Raw genomic sequence first — 18971 nt, 5'->3', positions numbered from 1 at the left:
CGATGGCTCAGTAACGCACGCGGGGGTCGACCACCAGATACAGCAGGTCGATGAACAGATTGATCAGCACATAGATGGCCGCGATGATCAGCAGCGCGCCCTGGATGACGGGGTAATCCCGCCGCAGCACGGCCGACACCACCAGGCTGCCCACGCCGGGCAGGCCGAACACGGTCTCGGTCACCACCGCGCCGCTGATGAGCAGCGCCGTGGTCAGGCCCAGCACCGTCAGGATCGGGATCAGCGCGTTGCGCACCGCGTGCTTCAGGATGACCTTGCGTTCCGGCAGGCCCTTGGCGCGCGCCGTGCGCACGTAGTCGTCGCGCAGCACGTCCAGCATGCTGGCGCGGATGAAGCGGGTAATCAGCGCAGAATTCACCAGTCCCAGCACGACCGCAGGCAGGATCAGGTGCGACAGGCGCGTGGCCAGCGAGGCGTCCGGTCCGCCATAGCCGGCCACCGGCAGCCAGCCCAGCTTCACGGAGAACACCTGCATCAGCAGCAGCCCCAGCCAGAAGCTGGGCACGCTGGACGTGAACATCGAGAACGACAGCACCGATTGGTCCAGCGTGGTGCCGCGCTTGACCGCCGACAGAATGCCGACCGGCAGCGCGATGGCGCTGGCGATCAATAGCGACATCAGCGTCAGCAGAATCGTCGGTTCGGCGCGGTCGGCCAGCGCCGACAGCACCGGCTTGTTCATGAAGATTGACTGGCCCAGGTCGCCCTGGAGCAACTTGCCCAGCCACGACACGTACTGCATCGCCACGGGCTGGTCCAGCCCCAGCTGCGCGCGCAGGGCGGCGATGTCCTGCTGGCTGGCCTGGGGGCCGAGCATCACGGCGGCCGGGTCGCCAGGCGTGAGGCGGATGATGACGAACACGATGGTCGCGACGATGAACATCACGGCCACCAGCCCGACCAGCCGATTCAAGAGATAACGCAACACGGTGAAGTCCTGGAAATCATTCTCGTGGGCGCGAGCGGATCGCGCGGTCTGCGGTGGCGGGCGGCTGCGGCCGCCCGCCGGGGCAGGGGCTTACTTGGCCGCCTTCCAGGCGTTCCAGAAGTACGGCCACGGCACCGCCTGTGTGCCTTGCAGCGATGGCGAGCGCGCGGCTTGCGCGTTGAAGTCGCCCACCTTGATGAACGGCACTTCGTCGTACACGGCCTGCTGCACGTCGGCCCAGCGCTTGACGCGCTCTTCCTGCGACCCGGCCTGGTTGAAGGCGTCCAGCACCTGATTGCGGCGCGGCGTGTCCCACCAGCCTGGCGCGTCCTTGGACGGGAAGTCGATCAGCGCGGGCTCAGGCAGGAAGGGGCTGTGGGTAATGAAGATGTCCCACACGGCGGGGTCCTGACGGCGTTGCGTCAGCGTGGCCCAATCCACGACCTGCATGTCCACCGTGAAGCCGGCGGCCTTCAGGTATTCGGCAGCGACCAGCGCCATCTTGTAATGGAACTCGTACTGCTGGCTGGTCAGAATGCGGATCTTGCGGTCCTGCACGTTGGCGCTGTCGACAAGCTTCTTGGCCGCCGCGGCGTCGCCCTTGTTGTAGACCTTGCCGCCCAGCGACGTGGCCCACGGGAAGCCTTCCGGATACAGGTCGCCGTTGAGCTTGTAGAAGTTCTTGTCGCCGAACGCGGCGAACAGCATGTCTTCTTCGTTCAGGGCCAGCTGCACCGCCTGGCGCACGGCCTGGTTCGACATGATGCCCTGCTTGGTGTTGAGCACCAGGCGAGGCCAGCCGAAGGGCTTGAGCATGACCGGATCGGAGCGGCCATTCTTCAGCTTGGGCAGCGACTCCACGGGCAGCGAGTCCACGTAGTCGAACTGGCCTGCCACCGCGCTTTCCACGCGGGTATTGGCGTTGCTGACCGGCACGAAGCGGATCTCGTCCAGGTATTGCTTGCGCGCGCCGCCGTAGCCGTTGGGCTCGCCTTCGCGCTGCTTGTAGCCGTCAAAGCGCACCAGCTGCACGTACTGGTCGGGCACGCGGGCCTTGAGCTGATAGGGGCCGGTGCCGACGAATTCGGTCAGGGACGGCGCGATCTTGCCCTTGGGCATGACGACCGCGGCGCTGTTGTTCATGGCCAGCAGCGCGGTCAGCGGCGCGTACGGCTGCTTGAGGGTGATGCGGATCGTGTTGGCGTCCGGCGCCTCGATGCCGCTGATGATCTTGGCGGCCATCTTGCCGCGCGTGGCGGTCTCGGTCCAGCGCTTTAGCGACGCCAGCACGTCCGACGAATCCATCTTCGAACCGTCATGGAACGTGATGCCCTGACGCAGCGGGATCGTATAGACCAGCCCGTCGGCCGACACTTCCGGCATCTTGTCGGCCAGCAGCGGCGTCAGGTTCCACTTGGCGTCAAAGGTGTACAGCGTCTCGAAGAAGTGCTGGGTCAGGATGCCAACCAGGTCGGCCGTGCTGGTCATCGGGTCCAGCGTCGGCGGCTCGCCGATGGTGGCGACAGAGATCGTGCCTCCCTTGACCGGCGTGGCACAGAGGGCGGGGGTCGACAAAGCGGTCAAGCCAATTGCGCCGGCCGCGAGCAGGCTCTTCAGCCCACCGCCTCGCCGGGAGGTACGGAAGTTCATGATTCTCTCTCCAGAGGAACAGAAACAGGTTGTCGCGTGAAATCGGATGCGCGCCGGTGCCCGGATGCTGCGGTCCCCTTGGGGCCTGGCGCGGTGCCGCGGGCAGGGGGACTAGAAGAAGGTTTCGGCTACGCCGGTGACGCCGTAGTGCTCATTCACCAGCAGCACCTGGCGCCACTTGTCGAACGTCAGGCAGGGATGCGAAATGTCGAAGGCGATCATGTCGCCGACCTGGATGTCGTCGCCGTCGCCCACCTGCATGAAGGCGTGCTGGTCCATCATCGCGGACAGCTTCCAGTGCGACGGCGCGGCGCCGGGCTGCACTGAGCCGGGCCGGTACAGCAGGGCGGGAGTGGGCAGGCCCGCGTCGAAGGCGGCGTCGCGCTTGCCCATCGCGATGATGGCGCGGCCGGGTTCGGGCAGCGACTGCACGTAGGCCCAGACCTGCAAGGCGGGCTGCAAGCCGGGCTCCATCTTGCGCGCCACCGGGTTCTGCGCATTGATGCGCTCGGCGGCGGTGCGGTAGATGCCCACGTCGTGCGACAGGTAGCAACCCGGACGCAGCACCACTTCCAGGGCGCCGCCGATGTCCAGTTGCGAAAATTCCTCGGCGACCACATCGAACCAGGCCGAACCGGCGCCGGAGATGATGGCCGGACCGTTCTTGCGCAGCCGGCCCGCGGCGGCCAGGCCGCGCAGCGCATCGGTGGCGCGGCGCAGAAACGCGCGGATGGCGCCTTCTTCCTGCAGTACGCCTTCGTAGACTTCGATGCCGGCCAGCGCCAGGCCGGGCCAGCGGGCGATCTCGTCGGCCACGGCCTGCAACTGTGCGTCATCGCGCACGCCGGTGCGTCCGCCGGCCGGACCCAGTTCGATCAGCACGGGCAGCACCTTGCCCTCGTCGCCGAAGAACTTGCCCAGTTGCGCGGCGTTGGCGACCGAATCCACGATGCAGAAGAACGTAAAGGCGGGATCCTGCAGCAAGCGCGCAATGATGGCCATGTTTGCGCGGCCCACGAGCTGGTTGGCCATCAGCACCCGGCGCACGCCGTGCTGGTAGGCCGCCAGCACCTGCGGCGCGGTGGCCAGGGTGATGCCCCAGGCGCCGTTGTCGATCTGGCGCTTGAACAGCGCCGGGCTCATCGTCGTCTTGCCGTGCGGCGCCAGCTTGACGTGATAGGCCTCCATGAATTGCTGCATCCACTGCAGGTTGTGGCGCACGCGCGCTTCGTACAGCACGGCCACCGGCAGGCTCACGTCTTCGTTTAGCAGATTCCAGTTCAGCGCCGCCACGTCGGCGGTGGTACAGGACTCGGGAAACGCGCCCAGGCCTTTGCCGTTCACGTCCAGCGGCGCTGCGGGGGAGGAGGAGTTGGTCATGGCGGCGGTCCGGTATGGAAAATATTTACGTCAAAACTGGTTTTTTTCATTATCGTGAAAGAAATTTACAAGCGGGAGCTAGGAGTTTCCCGTAGCCCCGGCCGCGCCGACGGTGGGAAAATAGGTCCATGCTGCGCGCCCCACAGGGCGCGCCCGTGCTTCGACAAAGGAAAAGCCATGCTGAAAGTCGCCCTGGGCCAGTTCGCCGTCAGCCGCGTCTGGGAAGAAAACGCGCAGGTCTGCATCGACCTGATGGAACGCGCCCGCGCTGGCGGGGCGGGGCTGCTGGTTCTGCCCGAAGGCATCCTGGCCCGCGACATCACCGACCCGCAGATCGTGCTCAAGGCCGCGCAGCCGCTGGATGGCCCGTTCATCACGCGTCTGCTCGACGCCAGCCGCGGTTCGGACCTGGCCACGATGATGTGCGTCCACGTGCCGACGGGCGAGGGCCGCGTCTGGAACACGCTGGTCACCATCCGCGACGGCCAGATCCTGTCGCAGTACCGCAAGCTGCACCTGTACGACGCCTTCACCATGAAGGAGTCCACGAATGTCACCCCCGGCACCGACATCCCGCCGCTGCTGGACATCGCCGGGCTGCGCGTGGGCCTCATGACCTGCTACGACGTGCGCTTTCCCGAACTGGCTCGCCGGCTGGCGCTGGACGGCGCCGACCTGCTCGTGCTCCCGGCCGCCTGGGTGCGCGGTCCGCTCAAGGAAATGCACTGGGAGGTCCTGGTGACCGCGCGGGCGTTGGAAAACACCTGCTACGTCGCCGCTACTGGCGAATGCGGCGAACGCAATATCGGGTGCAGCATGGTCGTGGATCCGCTGGGGGTGGTCACGGCGCGGGCCGGCGAAGCGCCTGCGCTGGTCTTTGCGGACATTGACCCCGAACGGCTGGCCCATGCCCGCAAGGTCTTGCCCGTGCTGGCCAACCGACGGTTCGGTCCGCCCGAACTGGCGTAGGCCTGGCGTGCTGCCGCCGAGCGGGGCGGCTGGCAGGCAAGGGGGCCGAGCCGGACATGGTGTAATGCAGGCTTGAAATCCTTGCTGTATTCCTTCATCTGCTGCCAATGAGCAACGATCTCTTCGCGGCCGATCCTGCGCATCGGCCTTACGTTCCCCTGGCCGAACGCCTGCGTCCCCGCACCCTGGCCGACGTGGTCGGCCAGTCGCATCTGCTGGGACCCGACAAGCCGCTGCGCGTCGCCTTCGAATCCGGCCGTCCGCACTCCATGATCTTCTGGGGGCCACCGGGCGTGGGCAAGACCACGCTGGCGCGTCTGATGGCCGACGGCTTTGACGCGCAGTTCATCGCCATCTCGGCCGTGCTTGGCGGCGTGAAGGACATCCGCGACGCTGTGACGGTGGCGCAGATCGCGCAAGGCCAGGGCCGCCGCACGATCCTTTTCGTTGACGAGGTTCACCGCTTCAACAAGGCGCAGCAGGATGCTTTCCTGCCGTATGTCGAAAGCGGATTGTTCACGTTCATTGGCGCGACCACTGAAAACCCTTCGTTCGAAGTCAATTCGGCATTGCTGTCGCGGGCACGCGTCTACGTGCTGCAGTCGCTGACGGCCGAAGAGCTGCAGCAGCTGGTTGACCGCGCCGTGCAGGCGCTCAACGAAGGACAAGACGACGGCGCGGCGATCCGCATCGAACCCGACGCGCGCGAGCAACTGGCCGCCTGGGCCGATGGCGATGCGCGCCGGCTGATCAGCGCGGTGGAAGTCGTGGCCGAATCGGCGCAGTCCGCCGGACGCGACACGGTGGATGCGGCCTGGCTCGAAATTTCCCTGTCGCAGAATCTGCGCCGCTTCGACAAGGGTGGCGACGCCTTCTACGATCAGATCAGCGCGTTGCACAAGTCGGTCCGCGGCTCCAATCCGGACGCGGCGCTGTACTGGTTCTGCCGCATGATCGACGGCGGCGCCGATCCCAAGTACCTGTCGCGGCGCCTGGTGCGCATGGCGGTCGAAGACATCGGCCTGGCCGACCCCCGCGCCACGGACCTGGCGGTAAACGGCGCCGACATCTACGAGCGCCTCGGTTCCCCCGAAGGCGAGCTCGCGCTGGCGCAGGCCGTGGTCTACATGGCGTGTGCCGCCAAGTCCAACGCCGTCTACAACGCGTACAACCAGGCCCGCAAGTTCGCGGCGGAACACGGCAGCGCGCCGGTGCCCATCCACCTGCGCAACGCGCCGACCAAACTGATGAAACAGCTGGGCCACGGCAAGGCCTATCGCTACGCGCACGACGAGCCCCACGGCTACGCCGCGGGCGAGCAATATTTTCCTGACGGACTCAAGCCTTCCTTCTATCGGCCGACCGATCGCGGCCTGGAGGCTAAAATCCAGCAGAAGCTGGCATTCCTGCGCGAGCTGGACGCGCAGGAACGCGCCAAGAACCGGTGACGGGCAAAGTCCCGCCACCTTTTTTGCAACCTCACCGACCTCACCATGCTAGACCCGATACTGCTGCGTAAAGACCTGCAAACCGTCGTAGACCGCCTCAAGACCCGCGGCGTCGCCTTCGACACGGAACGGTTCAACGACCTGGAGTCTCGCCGCAAGGCCGTCCAGACCGAGACCGAGTCCCTGCAAGCCCGCCGCAATGCGCTGGCCAAGCAGATCGGCCAACTGAAGGCCAAGGGCGAGGACGCCAGCGCCGTCATGGCGGAATCGCAAGCCGTGCCCGAGCGCCTGAAGCAGCTCGAGGAAGAGCTGGCCGCCCTGCAGCAGCCGCTCAACGACCTGCTGATGTCGGTGCCGAACCTGCCGCACGCCAGCGTGCCGCTGGGCGAATCCGCCGACGACAACGTCGAGGTGCGCCGCTGGCTGCCTGGCGAAGCGGGCGCTGACGGCAACCCGCCTGCGCTGGCCTTCGAAGCGCGCGATCACGTGTCGCTGGGCGAACCGCTGGGCCTGGACTTCGACATGGCCGCCAAGCTGTCGGGCGCGCGCTTTTCGTTCATGCGCGGCCCCATCGCCCGCCTGCACCGCGCGCTGGCGCAGTTCATGCTGGACCTGCAAACCGGCACCCACGGCTATACCGAGTGCTACACCCCCTACATCGTCAATGCCTCGACGCTGTACGGCACGGGTCAGTTGCCCAAGTTCAAGGACGACATGTTCGCGGTCTCCAAGGGCGGCGGCGACGACGATCCCAAGGTCGACGACCAGGGCAAGCCGTATGTGCGTGAAGACCAATACCTGATCTCCACGTCGGAAATCACGCTGACCAGCGTGGCCAGCGGCGCGATCCAGGCAGCCGCCGATCTGCCGCTCAAGCTTACTGCCCACACGCCGTGCTTCCGCTCCGAAGCCGGCAGCGGCGGCCGCGACACCCGCGGCATGATCCGTCAGCACCAGTTCGACAAGGTTGAAATGGTGCAGATCACGCAGCCGGACCAGTCGTACGACGCGCTGGAAGAAATGGTCGGCCACGCCGAGCGCGTGCTGCAGTTGCTGAACCTGCCTTACCGCGTCGTGCTGCTGTGCACGGGCGACATGGGCTTTGGTTCGGCCAAGACCTATGACCTGGAAGTCTGGCTGCCGGCGCAAAACACGTGGCGCGAGATCTCTTCGGTGTCCAACTGCGAAACCTTCCAGGCCCGCCGCATGCAGGCGCGTTTCCGCAATGCCCAAGGCAAGCCGGAATACGTGCACACGCTGAACGGTTCGGGATTGGCGGTGGGGCGTGCGTTGGTCGCCGTGCTGGAAAATCACCAGCAGGCCGACGGCAGTGTGCTGATTCCGGAAGCGCTGCAGCCGTACATGGGTGGTATTTCGGTACTCAAGCCCTGATATTGCCGCACGTCCATCGGCCATATGGCTGATAAAAAGACGGAGCCTTCGGGCTCCGTTTTTTTTTATCATTGCCGACATATTCCTGTCGTTTTGGAACGCTATCGTGCTCGCGTGAGTGCTTGATTTTTGATGTGAGCAATTGTGTATTTGGCATAAAAGGGCCGGATAGTTACGGCACAATACACCGGCGTTCTACACGCTTCATTCACTTATATAACAAGGAGTTGTCCATGACTTCAAGAATGATTGGAGATTTTCGTGTGAGATGCTCTGTGGCAAAGGAAGACGAGCAGGGCTATCGGGTGCAAATATGGACCCGCCGAATTGGCGGTACCGCACCCGAAAAATGCTGGACCGTGCCGGGACAGCCGCCCTTCGCTGAATTGCACGAAGCAGAACAGGAAAGCCGTCATCTGTTTCAGGGCATCAATGGTGTGCGTTTCAACGGTGAACCGGAGTTTGCTCATGCGTCCGCATAATGGTTGGTGGCGGGCGTCCAGTGCGCCGCGCCGCTGGATTGATCTCGTTCAGGAATCGCCGCGTTGGGCCGATGAAAAGGCCAAACCGGTATTGCAACAACCGGCCTCGCTGGCCGCAAAACCCGTCCAGGCCCCCGCTGCCTGACAGGTCATCGCGCGGGGCACCGGACATTGCCCCGACGAAAAAAGGCCACTCGCAAGAGTGGCCTTTGCTTTTGCCGCCGGGCATATTCAGTGACGGTCGCGCCCATGTCCATGGCCGTGGCCGCGGTAATGGCCGTGGCGGGGTCCCGGGCCTCGCCATTCGCGGCGGTCGTAATAGCGGCCGCCACCGTAATACACCGGCCCCGGGTAAACGACGGGCGGCGCGACATAAACCGGTGCAGGACGGTAATACACCGGTGGGGGCGGTGCGACGTACACCGGCGCCGGGGCCACGTAGACGGGTGCGGGGTAGACGACGCCTGGAACGCCGATCGAGATACCAACGTCCACGCGGGCCAGGGCGACGCTGGAAATCAGCAGACCCGCGGCACCGACACCTGCAATAAGCCATTTTTTCATCTTGCACCTGCCTGCTGCGAGACGCAGCAAAGTTGAGTATTCGTTGGTGCTATTTTCGGCGGTTTGCGCAAGCTATTCGTAAGCATCCCGGCCGCAATGGCGACAATCCGCAACCGCCCCCGTTTTCAAGTGGGTGCGCCTGCTGCACTGCGGCAGCGGGCGCCCGCTCTGGCGAGTTCGCGATTGAAGTCGATTGAAATAGGATGGAATTAACTGAAGCGGAGGGCTGGTGTTACAGCTGGACACTAACTGCAGGCGTGCAGCCGTACCGGTGTTGTTGCGGCACACCAGCCGGCTAGTAGTCCGACTTGTTGTAAGGCGTCGTCTGGCGGTATTCGACCACCCATACCCAGGGATTGGCCGCCCACGCATGTGCGCCATAACGTTCGCACCACATCAGCGCGAACGCAGTCTGCAGAGGCACGCCCGGCAATAGCGCGGAACTCTGATAAAGCGACTGCGTGCCTTCGGCACGCGCGTCGGCCTCGGTCAGGTTCTGTAGCCGCTGAATGCGTACGCCCACGACGACGGCGCTGGCAAAAGGCGAGCCCGCTTCATCGGCCAGGATGATGGTTTCGCCTGATTTGCCATAGGGGCACCTGACCCAGCTCGAAGTCTTGCGCAATTCGGAAGGCTTATCCGGTGACGGTCCCATGGCCACCCATCTTCCGGAATCCGCGGCGTCCGCATACCAGACCGTGGTGAACTTGGACGGCTGCGGCTTGAGGATGCGCCGGCTTTGCACCTTGGCGCCATCCAGAATGGCTTGCTTGAGCGGTTCGCTGAATTGAAGTAACTGCCGTTTCATGTGCTAGCTGTATCCCTCGCGATGAACGCTTGCGCGCTTATTGCTGTTATGGCCGGGGCCGGCACGTGCCACCTGCTTGAGACTTGCTCAAGCTCCGCATGCGGAGTATGACGTGTCACGACTTACCTGTCAGGTAGGGCGCTTCATATGTGTTGTCTTTTTGAAAACGCCTGGGCGTTATTTGTATACTCGACCAATGACTACCGACCTCCACAATCTCAAGCCCGGTTACTACTGGTACACCATGGCCAACGACCCGCTGGCCGTCATCCATATTCATGAAGACGGCGGCGCCACGCTCATGGGCACGGACTATCGCATCGGCGCCGAAGGCGTCGCCGACATGGTCCGGCAAGGCGAACGCTTCTTCTGGATCGAGCCGCCTCAAGTCTGAGATGGCGGATCTGCTCCTCAAGAACGTCCGCACGGCACAAGGCGAGGGCGTTGACGTCCTGGTGCGCGGCGGCCGCATCCTGCGGATCGGACCGGGTCTCGATGCCGATCCCGGCGTAAACGTCGAAGACGGCGGTGGCGCCTTGCTGCTGCCCGCCCTCATCGAGGGCCACACCCATCTGGACAAGACGACGTGGGGTTCCGCCTGGTACGTGAACAAGGTCGGACCGTCCCTCACCGATCGCATCGACAACGAACGCAACTGGCGCGCCGCCACGGCACATGACGCCGCCAGCCACTCGCACGCATTGGCGCTCGCATTTCTGCGGGCGGGCACGACGCGGATCCGCACCCACGTTGACGTCGACACCGACGCCGGGTTGAAGCATCTGGAAGGCGTGCATGCCACGCGGCAGGCGCTGGCCGGCCGCGTCGAAATCCAGACAGTGGCCTTTCCGCAATCCGGTCTCTTGGCCCGTGCCGGCACGGCCGAGCTGCTGGACCAGGCACTTGCCGGCGGGGCGGACGTGCTGGGCGGACTGGACCCATCCGCCATCGACCGCGACCCCGTGAAATCCCTGGACGTGCTGTTCGGCCTGGCCGACAAGCATGGCAAACCGGTCGACATTCATCTGCACGAACCCGGCGAACTCGGCGCCTTCACGCTGGAGCTGATCCTCGACCGGGTGCAGGCGCTGGACATGAAAGGCAAGGTCGTGATCAGCCACGCGTTCTGTCTGGGCGCCCTCGACGCCGCTCGTTTGAACGGGCTGCTTCGGCGGCTGGCGTTGCTGGACGTGGCCCTGCTGACCACCGCGCCGGCATCGCGGCCGGTGCCCGCAGTGCGCGCCTGCCGCGAGGCGGCCGTGACGCTTTTTGGCGGCAACGACGGCATCCGGGACACCTGGACGCCGTACGGCAGCCCGGACATGTTGGAACGCGCCGCGCTGATCGGGCTGCGCAACGATCTGCGCCGCGACGACGAGATCGAGTGGGCGTTTGAATGCGTGACCCGCGCGGCAGCCCGCGCCTGCGGGTTTGCGGATTACGGCCTGGCCCCCGGCGCGCGTGCCGACCTGGTGTTGGCCGACGCCAGTTGCATTGCCCAAGCCGTGGTGCAGCGCACGCCCCGGCGCCTGGTGGTGTCCAGCGGCGTGGTCGTGGCGCGCAACGGCGAAGACGCCATCGCCTAGCGGGCGCGCTGCGCGGCCGCGGCGCCCAGGCCGAGTTGCGACTCGGCCAATTCCACAAACGCCCGCATCAATTCCGAACGCACGCCGGAGCGCAACCAGATCGCCCCCACCGTCCTGACCGGACAAGGTTCGGGCAGCGGCCAGCGTTTGACGTGCGCGGACGGTGTGCCCGTACTGGCCCAATCGGGCAGCAACGCGACCCCCAACCCCTCGGCGACCAGTTTGGCAATGGATTCGATGCCGTCCAGTTCAAAGCGGACGCGCGGACGCAGGCTGCGCGCGCGCAGGTAGTCGTCCGCCATCTTGCCGCCCACCACGCTGCGGTCGTAGCAGATATACGGCTCCCGAACGATGACGGCCAAGGGGTCGTCGACCTGCATGTCGGCGGGGGTGACCAGCACCAGGGGCTCGTGCCGCAAGTCGCGCCACGCGCAGGTCTTGGGAATGGGAAACAGCGGGTGCACCAGCAGCGCGCCGTCCAGTTCGCCCGACAGCACCTTGCTGTACAGCAGCGTGGTCGGCGCGGGTTCTATGTAGATCTCGATGCCCGGATGCCGGGTCACCCACGTGCGCAGCACCGACGGCATGATGCCGGTCAAGGCAGTGGGGGTGGCGCCCAGCCGCAAGGGGCCGGCCGGCAGGTCCGTGTCCGACGCGGCCGAGCGCAGGTCACGCACGTCGCGCAGGATGGCGCGCGCGCGTTCCAGGATGCGCACGCCGGCGGGCGTGGGTTTGACCGTGCGGCCCGAGCGCGCAATCAGTGCGCTGCCGACATCCGCCTCCAGCGCGCGCAACCGCTGCTGCACCGTGGCCGGTGTCAGCCCCTGATGCCGGGCGGCCTGGGCGATGGAGCCGAGTTCCACCACATGCACATAGGTCTGTAGAAAGCGCGAATCCAAAGCCGCGTACCCTTGTCAGAAAATGGTTTTTCCATATTCTAAAGATGCGTGAAGATAATTGTTGTTTTCTTTGGTCCGGAGAAGAATACGTCCAGGCGATCAGGCAGCGCGCGGCGCGCCGATCGGTCCAGTCGATTTCACTGCTTTCAAGGAGCCACCCGTGCCCATCATTGAATCCATAGACGTATGCGCCGCGGCGGTGCCTCTGGATAAGGTCACCTCGTTTTCCAACCGCACCGTGTCCACCCGCCACTACGGCCTGGTCAAGGTGCGCTCCACCGATGGCGTGGAGGGTATCGGGTTCTGCTATGTCGGCAGCGCCGGCGGCGCAATCTTCGAGGCCGCCGTCCAGAGCCTCTTGGGCCCCGTGCTGCTCGGCAAGGATTCGCACGCGGTCGAAGGGTTGTGGCAATCCATGTATCAGGAAGCGCTGCTGCAAGGCCGGCAAGGCACGGTGATGCGCGCGTTGAGCGCGCTGGACATCGCACTGTGGGACCTGAACGCTAAGACGGCGGGCCTGCCCCTGCACAAGTTCCTGGGCGCGGTCGAGCTGGAATCCGTGCCGGCCTACGCCAGCGGCGGTTACTACCTCGATGGCAAGACCCCGCAGCATCTGGGCGAGGAAATGGCCAGCTACGTGGCCAAGGGGTTTGGCGCCGTCAAGATGAAGACCGGCCGCCTGTCGCCGCGCGAGGAAGAAGCGCGCCTGAAGGCCGCGCGCGAAGCCGTGGGTCCGGACGTCGAGCTGATGATGGACTGCAACAACGCCTGGCAGGACGTGACGCAGGCCATGCAATACATCCGCCGCTTCGAACAATACGAGCCGTACTTCATCGAAGAACCGTTCAGTCCGGATGACATCGACAGCCACGCCAAGTTGGCGCGCCTGACGCATCTACCGATAGCCACCGCCGAGATCGGCTACGGCCGCTGGTATCACAAGGAACTGCTGGACAAGGGCGCAGCGGGCATCCTGCAGACGGATGCGGCGGTCTGCGGCGGCATCACCGAATGGAAGCGTATCGCCGCCACCGCAGCCAGCTACGGCGTGGTCGTGTGCCCGCACTGGTTCCACGACGTGCATGCGCCGCTGGTCGCGGCCACGCCCAATGCGCGCTATGTCGAATTCTTCTGGGACGATCAGGTCCTGAATTTCCGCAAGCTGGTCGACCGCCAACTGACCCACAAGCAGGGCCGCGTGATTCTGCATCAGGAGCCGGGTCTGGGGTTCGGCTTTGACGAGCGCATGGTCGAACGCTTCGGCAAGTGGACGCGCGTCGCCCGTTAGGCCCGTCTTCCACTAGGCCCGTCTTCCATCAGGCTCGTCGACCGGCGCCGCGCAAAGGTTGCATGCCGTGCACATGCGGCAGCGGCGCCGGTTCATGCAGGCGTAGTACCCGAAGGTCCGCATCCAGGCCGCGTCAGACGGCCGGATGCAACAGCGGCAGGCAGTTCCACATAACCAGTTGCCGGCCGTCGGACCGGCGCGCGAGGAGACAACGATGCAACGTAGGCAATTCATGACCAGCGCCGCGGCGCTGGGGGCGGCCCTTGTGCTGCCGTCGGCGGCGCGGGCGCAGGACATGCCCTCCGGGCCGGTGAAGATCGTGGTGGGGTTTCCCGCGGGCGGCGGCACGGACGTGCTGGCCCGGCTGCTGGGGCAGAAGCTCGGCGTGCTGTGGAACATGCCCGTCATCGTCGAAAACCGCGCGGGTGCGGCCGGCATCATTGCGGCCGAACAGGTCGCGCGCCAGCCCGGCGACGGCAACACGCTGCTGATGGCGCACGTGAACAGCCATGGCATCGCGCCCGGCCTGCAGCCCAAGCTGGCGTATTCGGTGGACAAGGACTTCACGCCCATCGCGCTGGTCGGCAAGACGCCCACCATTTTGATCGGCGGCGCCAGCCAGCCGGCCAAGACGTTGCCCGAACTCGTCCAGCTATGCCGCGCGCAGCCCGGCAAGATCGTGTTCGGATCTGCGGGCAGCGGATCCGCGCAGCATCTGGCACTGGAAATCTTCAAGGCGCGCGCTGGCATCGACGTGCTGCACGTGCCGTACAAGGGATCGGCGCCGCTGATGAACGACCTGCTGGGCGGCCACGTGCAATATTGCTTCGAGGGAATGACCACCGCCACGCCGCTGATCCAGTCCGGCAAGGTCATCGCGCTGGCCCAGACGCTGCAGAAGCGTTCCAAGAGCCAGCCCAATGTGCCGACGGTGGCCGAGCAGGGCTATCCGGGATTCGAGGCCAGCATCTGGTTCGGTATGGTCGGCCCGGGCGGTATGCCTGCCGCCATGGTCCAGCGCATGAACCGCGACATTGACCAGGTGCTGGCGATGCCGGACGTGCAGGAGAAACTGGCGCAGGTGGGCGCGGAAGACGGCGGCGGGGGCGTGCAGCGCTTTGCCGAATTCATGAAGAGCGAACAGCAGAAGTACGCGAAGACAATCCAGGACGCGAAGATCGTGGCGGAGGGGTAGCGCTTACCGCGCCTCAGGATCCACCCAGCCCGCCGTCGCCGAGATCGAGCGGGCTTTTTCGCTGAGCAGGCGCGCGGTTTCGGATTCCAGGTCGTCGTCCACCGCGCCGACCGGTCCCATCAGTGTGATGGCGGCCTTCATTTCGCCCAGCATGTCGAAGATGGGCGCGGACAACGACGTGAAATGCGGCAGCAGCGCGTGGCGGCAGCGGCTGATGTGGTGCTTCTGCACTTCGTCGCGAATGGCCTGCACGTCCGCCATCGTGTAGGCATTGCCGGCGGTGCCGCCGTGGCTTTCGGGCACGGATGAGGCCAGCTCCTGTTCCAGCAGCTCGCGGGTCAGCGCATCGGGCAGGTGCGCCAGGAAATTTCGGCCCAGCGCGGACGACAGCAGCGGCATCACCGTGCCCACGCGCAATTCGAGCAGCGGCCGGCTGCGGCTGCCTTCGACGCGGTAGACAATCGTGGGGCCCTTGTTGCCCCACACGCCCAGGAACACCGTGTGACCCGTGGCCGCGGCCACCTCGGCCATGATCGGGCGCGCCGTCGTGAACACGTCGAATTGCTCCAGCGCGGCCAGCCCCAGCCGCAACGCATACGGACCCAGGCCGTAGTGGCCGGTGTCGGCGTGCTGCTGCACCACGCCCACTTTCTGGAAGCTCACCAGGTAATAGTGGACGTTGGGCACCGTCAGCGCACAGGCGTCAGCGATTTCCTTGAGCGGCATCGGGCGGCCGGTCTTGCGGATGACGTCCAGGATCCGGAACCCCACCTCGATCGACTGGATGCCCCTGCGCGCCGTGGCCGGCGCCTGTTCCGAATTCTTTTCAATCTTGCCGGCGGGCCTTGCCATTGCTGCCTCCACAGTGTGCGTGGCGGCAGTGTAGCAGCGGCCTTTTCCCCGCTTTTCCAGTCCGCGCCGGGTTTCCCCTAGCTTTTTCCCGTCCGGGCTTAGCTTTGATAATAGTTAATGCGTACAGCACTATCAATCTAAAACGACAGGGGAAAGCAAGCATGGAAGCAAATGTCGCAATGCCCAGGCTCGACGCCGGGCCGACGCTGAGCCGCAAGGAAGAACGTCAGGTCGTGGTCGCCTCGACGCTGGGCACGCTGTTCGAGTGGTATGACTTTTTCATCTACGGAACGCTGGCTGTCTTCATGAGCCAGGTCCTCTTTCCACAGGACAACCCCACCGTCGCGCTCTTGGCCGCACTGGGCGCACTGGCCGTGGGCTTCATCATCCGGCCGCTGGGCGCGGTGATGTTCGGCTATCTGGGCGACAAGCTGGGCCGCAAATACACCTTCCTGATCACCGTCGTCATGATGGGCGGCGCCACCGTGCTGATCGGCTGCCTGCCGACCTATGAAACGGCGGGCCACCTGTCCTGGATCCTGCTGCTGACGCTGCGGGTCGTGCAGGGCCTGGCGGTGGGCGGCGAATACGGCGGCGCGGTGATCTACGTTGCCGAACACTGCGAACCGCGGCGCCGGGGGCTCCTGACCGGATGGATCCAGATCACCTCGTCGGCCGGCCTGATCCTGTCGCTGGTCGTCATCCTGCTCGTCCAGGCCTCGATGAGCGCCGAGGACTTCCGCCAGTGGGGCTGGCGTCTGCCGTTCATCCTGTCGATCGTGATGCTGGCCATTTCGATCTACGTGCGCGCCAAGCTGCACGAATCGCCCGTCTTCACGCGCATGAAGCAGCAGAACCGCCTGTCGAAGAACCCGGTCAAGGAAACGTTCGGCCAATGGCCCAGCCTGCGCCTCGTGCTGCTGGCGCTGATCGGCGTCACCGCCGGCCAGGGCGCCACCTATTTCACCGGGCAGTTCTACGTGATGATCTTCCTGCAGCAGGCCGTGCAGCTTGATCAGACCACTGTCTACCGGCTGATCCTGATCGGCTTCATCATCGGCGCGCCGACCTTTGTGCTGTTCGGCTGGCTGTCGGATAAGGTGGGCCGCAAGTGGATCATGATGGCCGGCCTGTTCATCGGCGCCGTGGGTTACCACGCGATGTTCAACGTGCTGCTCAATGCCGGCAATCCGGCGCTGGCGCAGGCCATGCAGACCACGCCGGTCCGCGTGCATGCCGACACCAGCGGCGGCGCGTGCGACTTCGGCTTGCAGGCCGCCATGATCGGCAGCCATGCCGACCACAAGAAGGTGTGCGTGCAGGCCAAGAAATTCCTGGTCGGCAAGGGCATCAACTTTGAATATGCCGCGCCGATCCCGGGGCAGGAAATTGCGATGAGCGTGGGCGGCGCCACCGTCAACGGCTTTGACCGCGCGGCCTACGCCAAGGCGCTGACGGCGGCCGGCTATCCGGAGAAGGCGGATCCCGCGCGCATCGACCGCGCCACGATCATCCTGATCCTGGTGCTGATGACGGCCGTCGTCGCGATGGTCTATGGCCCGGTCGCGTCCTATCTGGTTGAATTGTTCCCGGCGCGCATCCGCTACACGGCGCTGTCGTTCCCGTATCACATCGGCGCGGGCATTTTTGGCGGTATCGTGCCCTTTACCGCCACGTACCTGGCGCAGGCCAGCGGCAATATCTTCGGCGGCCTGATGTACCCGGTGGCGGTGATGGTGGTCGTGGGCGTCATCGGCAGCCTGCTGCTGCCCAACACGCGTGCGAAGGCCATCGACGAAGATCCGGCCCACTGACAACAACGAGACAAAAAGGAAGCGAGCATAGATATGTCCATGCAAAAGACCTTCAAGGCCGCCGTCATCCAGGCGGCGTCCATTCCCACCGACAGCATGGCTTGCGCCGAAAAGGCCGCCGCGCTGATCCGGCAGGCGGCCGAGCAGGGCGCCCGGGTACAGGTGTTTCCCGAGGCCTTCCTGGGGGGATACCCGAAGGGCAATTCCTTCGGCGCTCCCATCGGGATGCGCAAGCCCGAAGGCCGCGACGCCTTTGCCGCCTATCATCGGCAGGCCATCCGCCTGGACGGCGAGGAGGTCGCGCTGGTGGCGCAGGCCGCGGCCGACACCGACAGCTTCGTGGTGATGGGTTGCATCGAGGCCGATGGCGGCACGCTGTACTGCACCGTGCTGTATTTCAACGGCCAGGCCGGCCTGGCGGGCAAGCATCGCAAGCTGATGCCGACCGCTGGGGAACGCCTGATCTGGGGTTTCGGCGACGGGTCCACCATGCCCGTCATCGACACCCCCTACGGCAAGATCGGCGCGGTGATCTGCTGGGAAAACTACATGCCCATGCTGCGCATGTACATGTACAGCCAGGGCGTCGCGCTGTATTGCGCACCCACGGCGGACGATCGCGACACCTGGGTGCCCAGCATGCGCCACATTGCGCTGGAAGGGCGCTGCTACGTGCTGACCGCGTGCCAGCACCTGCGCCGCAGCGCCTACCCCGAGGACTTCGAATGCGCGTTGGGCGACGCGCCGGACACGGTCCTGATGCGCGGCGGCAGCGCCATCATCGGTCCGCTGGGCGAGGTGCTGGCCGGTCCGGATTTCTCGGAAGAGACCATCCTGTACGCCGACATCGAACCCAACCAGATCCTGCGCGGCAAGTACGACTTCGACGTGTCCGGGCACTACGCCCGCCCCGACGTCTTCCAGCTTCAGGTGGACACCCGCGAAAAGCGCGCGGTCTCGGCCACGGGCGCCGCCGCCGGGCAGCAGGAGGCATGATCGATGCATTTTGATTTCAACGCCTTGCCGGCGCAGACGGTCTACAACATCCTCACCTCGACCGTCACGCCGCGTCCGATCGCGTGGGTCACCACCGTGTCGGGCAAAGGCGTCGTCAACGCGGCGCCCTTCAGTTTCTTCAACGTGATGGGGCATCAGCCGCCGACGGTCGCGATCGGCCTGATGCGCCATGCTGGCGGGGAATTCAAGGACACCGGCGCCAACATCATCGAGAACGGTGAGTTCGTAGTGAATCTGGTGCCGGAATCCCTGGTCCGCGAGATGAACCAGACCTGCGCCGACTACCCTGCGGACGTGGACGAAATGGCCGCGGCCGGTTTGACCGCGCTGCCCGCCACCCATGTGCGACCGCCCCGCATCCAGGGCAGTCCGGTGTCGCTGGAGTGTGTCAGCCAGGCAACGGTCGTGACCGGTCCGCGACAGATTGTGGTTATCGGGCGCGTGCTGGGCGCGCATGTCGAAGACGCCTATGTGCGGGACGCCGAACGCGGGCATGTGGATACGCCGGCGCTGGGCCTTATTGCCCGCATGCACGGCGGCGGCTGGTACGCGCGCAGTACGGACACCTTCCAGCTTGCGCGGCCGACGTCGCCGACCTGAGTTTCCGCGGCCTTCGGGCCGTTTTTCTTGCCTGGGTTTTCCCGTTGATTTGGTCAGCAATAGCGGCTTTTTTACAAC

At 65.2% G+C, this 18971-nt stretch carries 18 protein-coding genes; 11 read left to right on the top strand and 7 right to left on the bottom strand.

Annotated elements, in window-relative coordinates; translation table 11 throughout:
• Positions 1-7: 7 nt before the first annotated feature.
• The 3 genes from KW836_RS23045 to KW836_RS23035 all read right to left on the bottom strand — a co-directional run bounded on the left by KW836_RS23045 (position 8) and on the right by KW836_RS23035 (position 3979).
• Complete coding sequence (locus tag KW836_RS23045; protein ID WP_218344884.1) at positions 8-949, bottom strand: ABC transporter permease; 942 nt, start codon at positions 947-949, stop codon at positions 8-10.
• A 90-nt stretch (positions 950-1039) separates the two neighbouring features.
• A complete protein-coding gene (locus KW836_RS23040; RefSeq protein WP_218344883.1) occupies positions 1040-2599 on the bottom strand; it encodes an ABC transporter substrate-binding protein in 1560 nt (519 codons plus the stop codon).
• Positions 2600-2710: 111 nt separating this feature from the next.
• Positions 2711-3979: an amino acid deaminase gene (locus tag KW836_RS23035; protein ID WP_175123128.1), complete on the bottom strand. Its 1269-nt coding sequence runs from the start codon at positions 3977-3979 to the stop codon at positions 2711-2713.
• Between the two features lie 177 nt (positions 3980-4156).
• Here KW836_RS23035 and KW836_RS23030 point away from each other — a divergent pair, with 177 nt between their 5' ends.
• From KW836_RS23030 to KW836_RS23015, 4 genes are all read left to right on the top strand, one after another.
• Positions 4157-4948 (top strand): deaminated glutathione amidase, encoded by a 792-nt coding sequence (locus KW836_RS23030; protein WP_218344882.1) that lies wholly within the window; start codon positions 4157-4159, stop codon positions 4946-4948.
• 107 nt (positions 4949-5055) lie between these two features.
• Positions 5056-6396 carry a replication-associated recombination protein A gene (locus KW836_RS23025; protein ID WP_056568621.1) on the top strand — a complete coding sequence of 447 codons (1341 nt, stop codon included), beginning with the start codon at positions 5056-5058 and terminating at the stop codon, positions 6394-6396.
• 45 nt (positions 6397-6441) lie between these two features.
• Positions 6442-7788: a serine--tRNA ligase gene (serS, locus tag KW836_RS23020; RefSeq protein ID WP_175137226.1), complete on the top strand. Its 1347-nt coding sequence runs from the start codon at positions 6442-6444 to the stop codon at positions 7786-7788.
• A gap of 233 nt (positions 7789-8021) precedes the next feature.
• Positions 8022-8270, top strand: a complete 249-nt coding sequence (locus KW836_RS23015) for a hypothetical protein (protein WP_175123125.1) — start codon at positions 8022-8024, stop codon at positions 8268-8270.
• Positions 8271-8501: 231 nt separating this feature from the next.
• On the opposite strand, the gene KW836_RS23010 is transcribed toward KW836_RS23015, so the two are convergent.
• Positions 8502-8834 (bottom strand): virulence factor, encoded by a 333-nt coding sequence (locus KW836_RS23010; protein WP_218344881.1) that lies wholly within the window; start codon positions 8832-8834, stop codon positions 8502-8504.
• 295 nt (positions 8835-9129) lie between these two features.
• Entirely contained in the window at positions 9130-9642 is a 513-nt protein-coding gene (locus KW836_RS23005) for an ASCH domain-containing protein (protein ID WP_175123123.1), read from the bottom strand.
• Positions 9643-9838: 196 nt separating this feature from the next.
• Between KW836_RS23005 and KW836_RS23000 the strand changes: the two genes are divergently transcribed.
• Together KW836_RS23000 and KW836_RS22995 are read left to right on the top strand one after the other, a co-directional pair.
• Positions 9839-10036: a hypothetical protein gene (locus tag KW836_RS23000; RefSeq protein ID WP_056568607.1), complete on the top strand. Its 198-nt coding sequence runs from the start codon at positions 9839-9841 to the stop codon at positions 10034-10036.
• Between the two features lies 1 nt (position 10037).
• Positions 10038-11228, top strand: coding sequence for an amidohydrolase family protein (locus KW836_RS22995; protein WP_218344880.1), 1191 nt, complete (start codon positions 10038-10040; stop codon positions 11226-11228).
• On the opposite strand, the gene KW836_RS22990 is transcribed toward KW836_RS22995, so the two are convergent.
• Positions 11225-12127, bottom strand: coding sequence for a LysR family transcriptional regulator (locus KW836_RS22990; RefSeq protein WP_218344879.1), 903 nt, complete (start codon positions 12125-12127; stop codon positions 11225-11227). The two genes, KW836_RS22995 and KW836_RS22990, sit on opposite strands and share 4 nt — an antisense overlap.
• Positions 12128-12287: 160 nt before the next feature.
• On the opposite strand from KW836_RS22990, the gene KW836_RS22985 reads away from it, so the two are divergent.
• Positions 12288-13415 (top strand): mandelate racemase/muconate lactonizing enzyme family protein, encoded by a 1128-nt coding sequence (locus KW836_RS22985; protein WP_105237620.1) that lies wholly within the window; start codon positions 12288-12290, stop codon positions 13413-13415.
• A 214-nt stretch (positions 13416-13629) separates the two neighbouring features.
• Positions 13630-14610, top strand: a complete 981-nt coding sequence (locus tag KW836_RS22980) for a tripartite tricarboxylate transporter substrate binding protein (protein WP_175137231.1) — start codon at positions 13630-13632, stop codon at positions 14608-14610.
• Positions 14611-14613: 3 nt separating this feature from the next.
• Here KW836_RS22980 and KW836_RS22975 read toward each other — a convergent pair whose 3' ends face one another.
• Positions 14614-15462, bottom strand: a complete 849-nt coding sequence (locus KW836_RS22975; RefSeq protein WP_218344878.1) for an IclR family transcriptional regulator — start codon at positions 15460-15462, stop codon at positions 14614-14616.
• A 161-nt stretch (positions 15463-15623) separates the two neighbouring features.
• Here KW836_RS22975 and KW836_RS22970 point away from each other — a divergent pair, with 161 nt between their 5' ends.
• From KW836_RS22970 to KW836_RS22960, 3 genes are read left to right on the top strand one after another with little or no spacing between them, the layout of a single operon-like run.
• Entirely contained in the window at positions 15624-17276 is a 1653-nt protein-coding gene (locus KW836_RS22970) for an MFS transporter (RefSeq protein ID WP_191577666.1), read from the top strand.
• 33 nt (positions 17277-17309) lie between these two features.
• Complete coding sequence (locus KW836_RS22965; RefSeq protein ID WP_218344877.1) at positions 17310-18272, top strand: carbon-nitrogen hydrolase family protein; 963 nt, start codon at positions 17310-17312, stop codon at positions 18270-18272.
• A 3-nt stretch (positions 18273-18275) separates the two neighbouring features.
• Complete coding sequence (locus KW836_RS22960) at positions 18276-18893, top strand: flavin reductase family protein (RefSeq protein ID WP_175123116.1); 618 nt, start codon at positions 18276-18278, stop codon at positions 18891-18893.
• Positions 18894-18971 lie beyond the last annotated feature (78 nt).

Source organism: Achromobacter sp. ACM05 (assembly GCF_019218915.1).
In the GTDB taxonomy this organism is placed as follows: Bacteria; Pseudomonadota; Gammaproteobacteria; order Burkholderiales; family Burkholderiaceae_B; genus Achromobacter; species Achromobacter animicus.
Note: the sequence above shows the minus strand (reverse complement) of the source record. Positions and strands in the feature narration are given on the sequence as shown.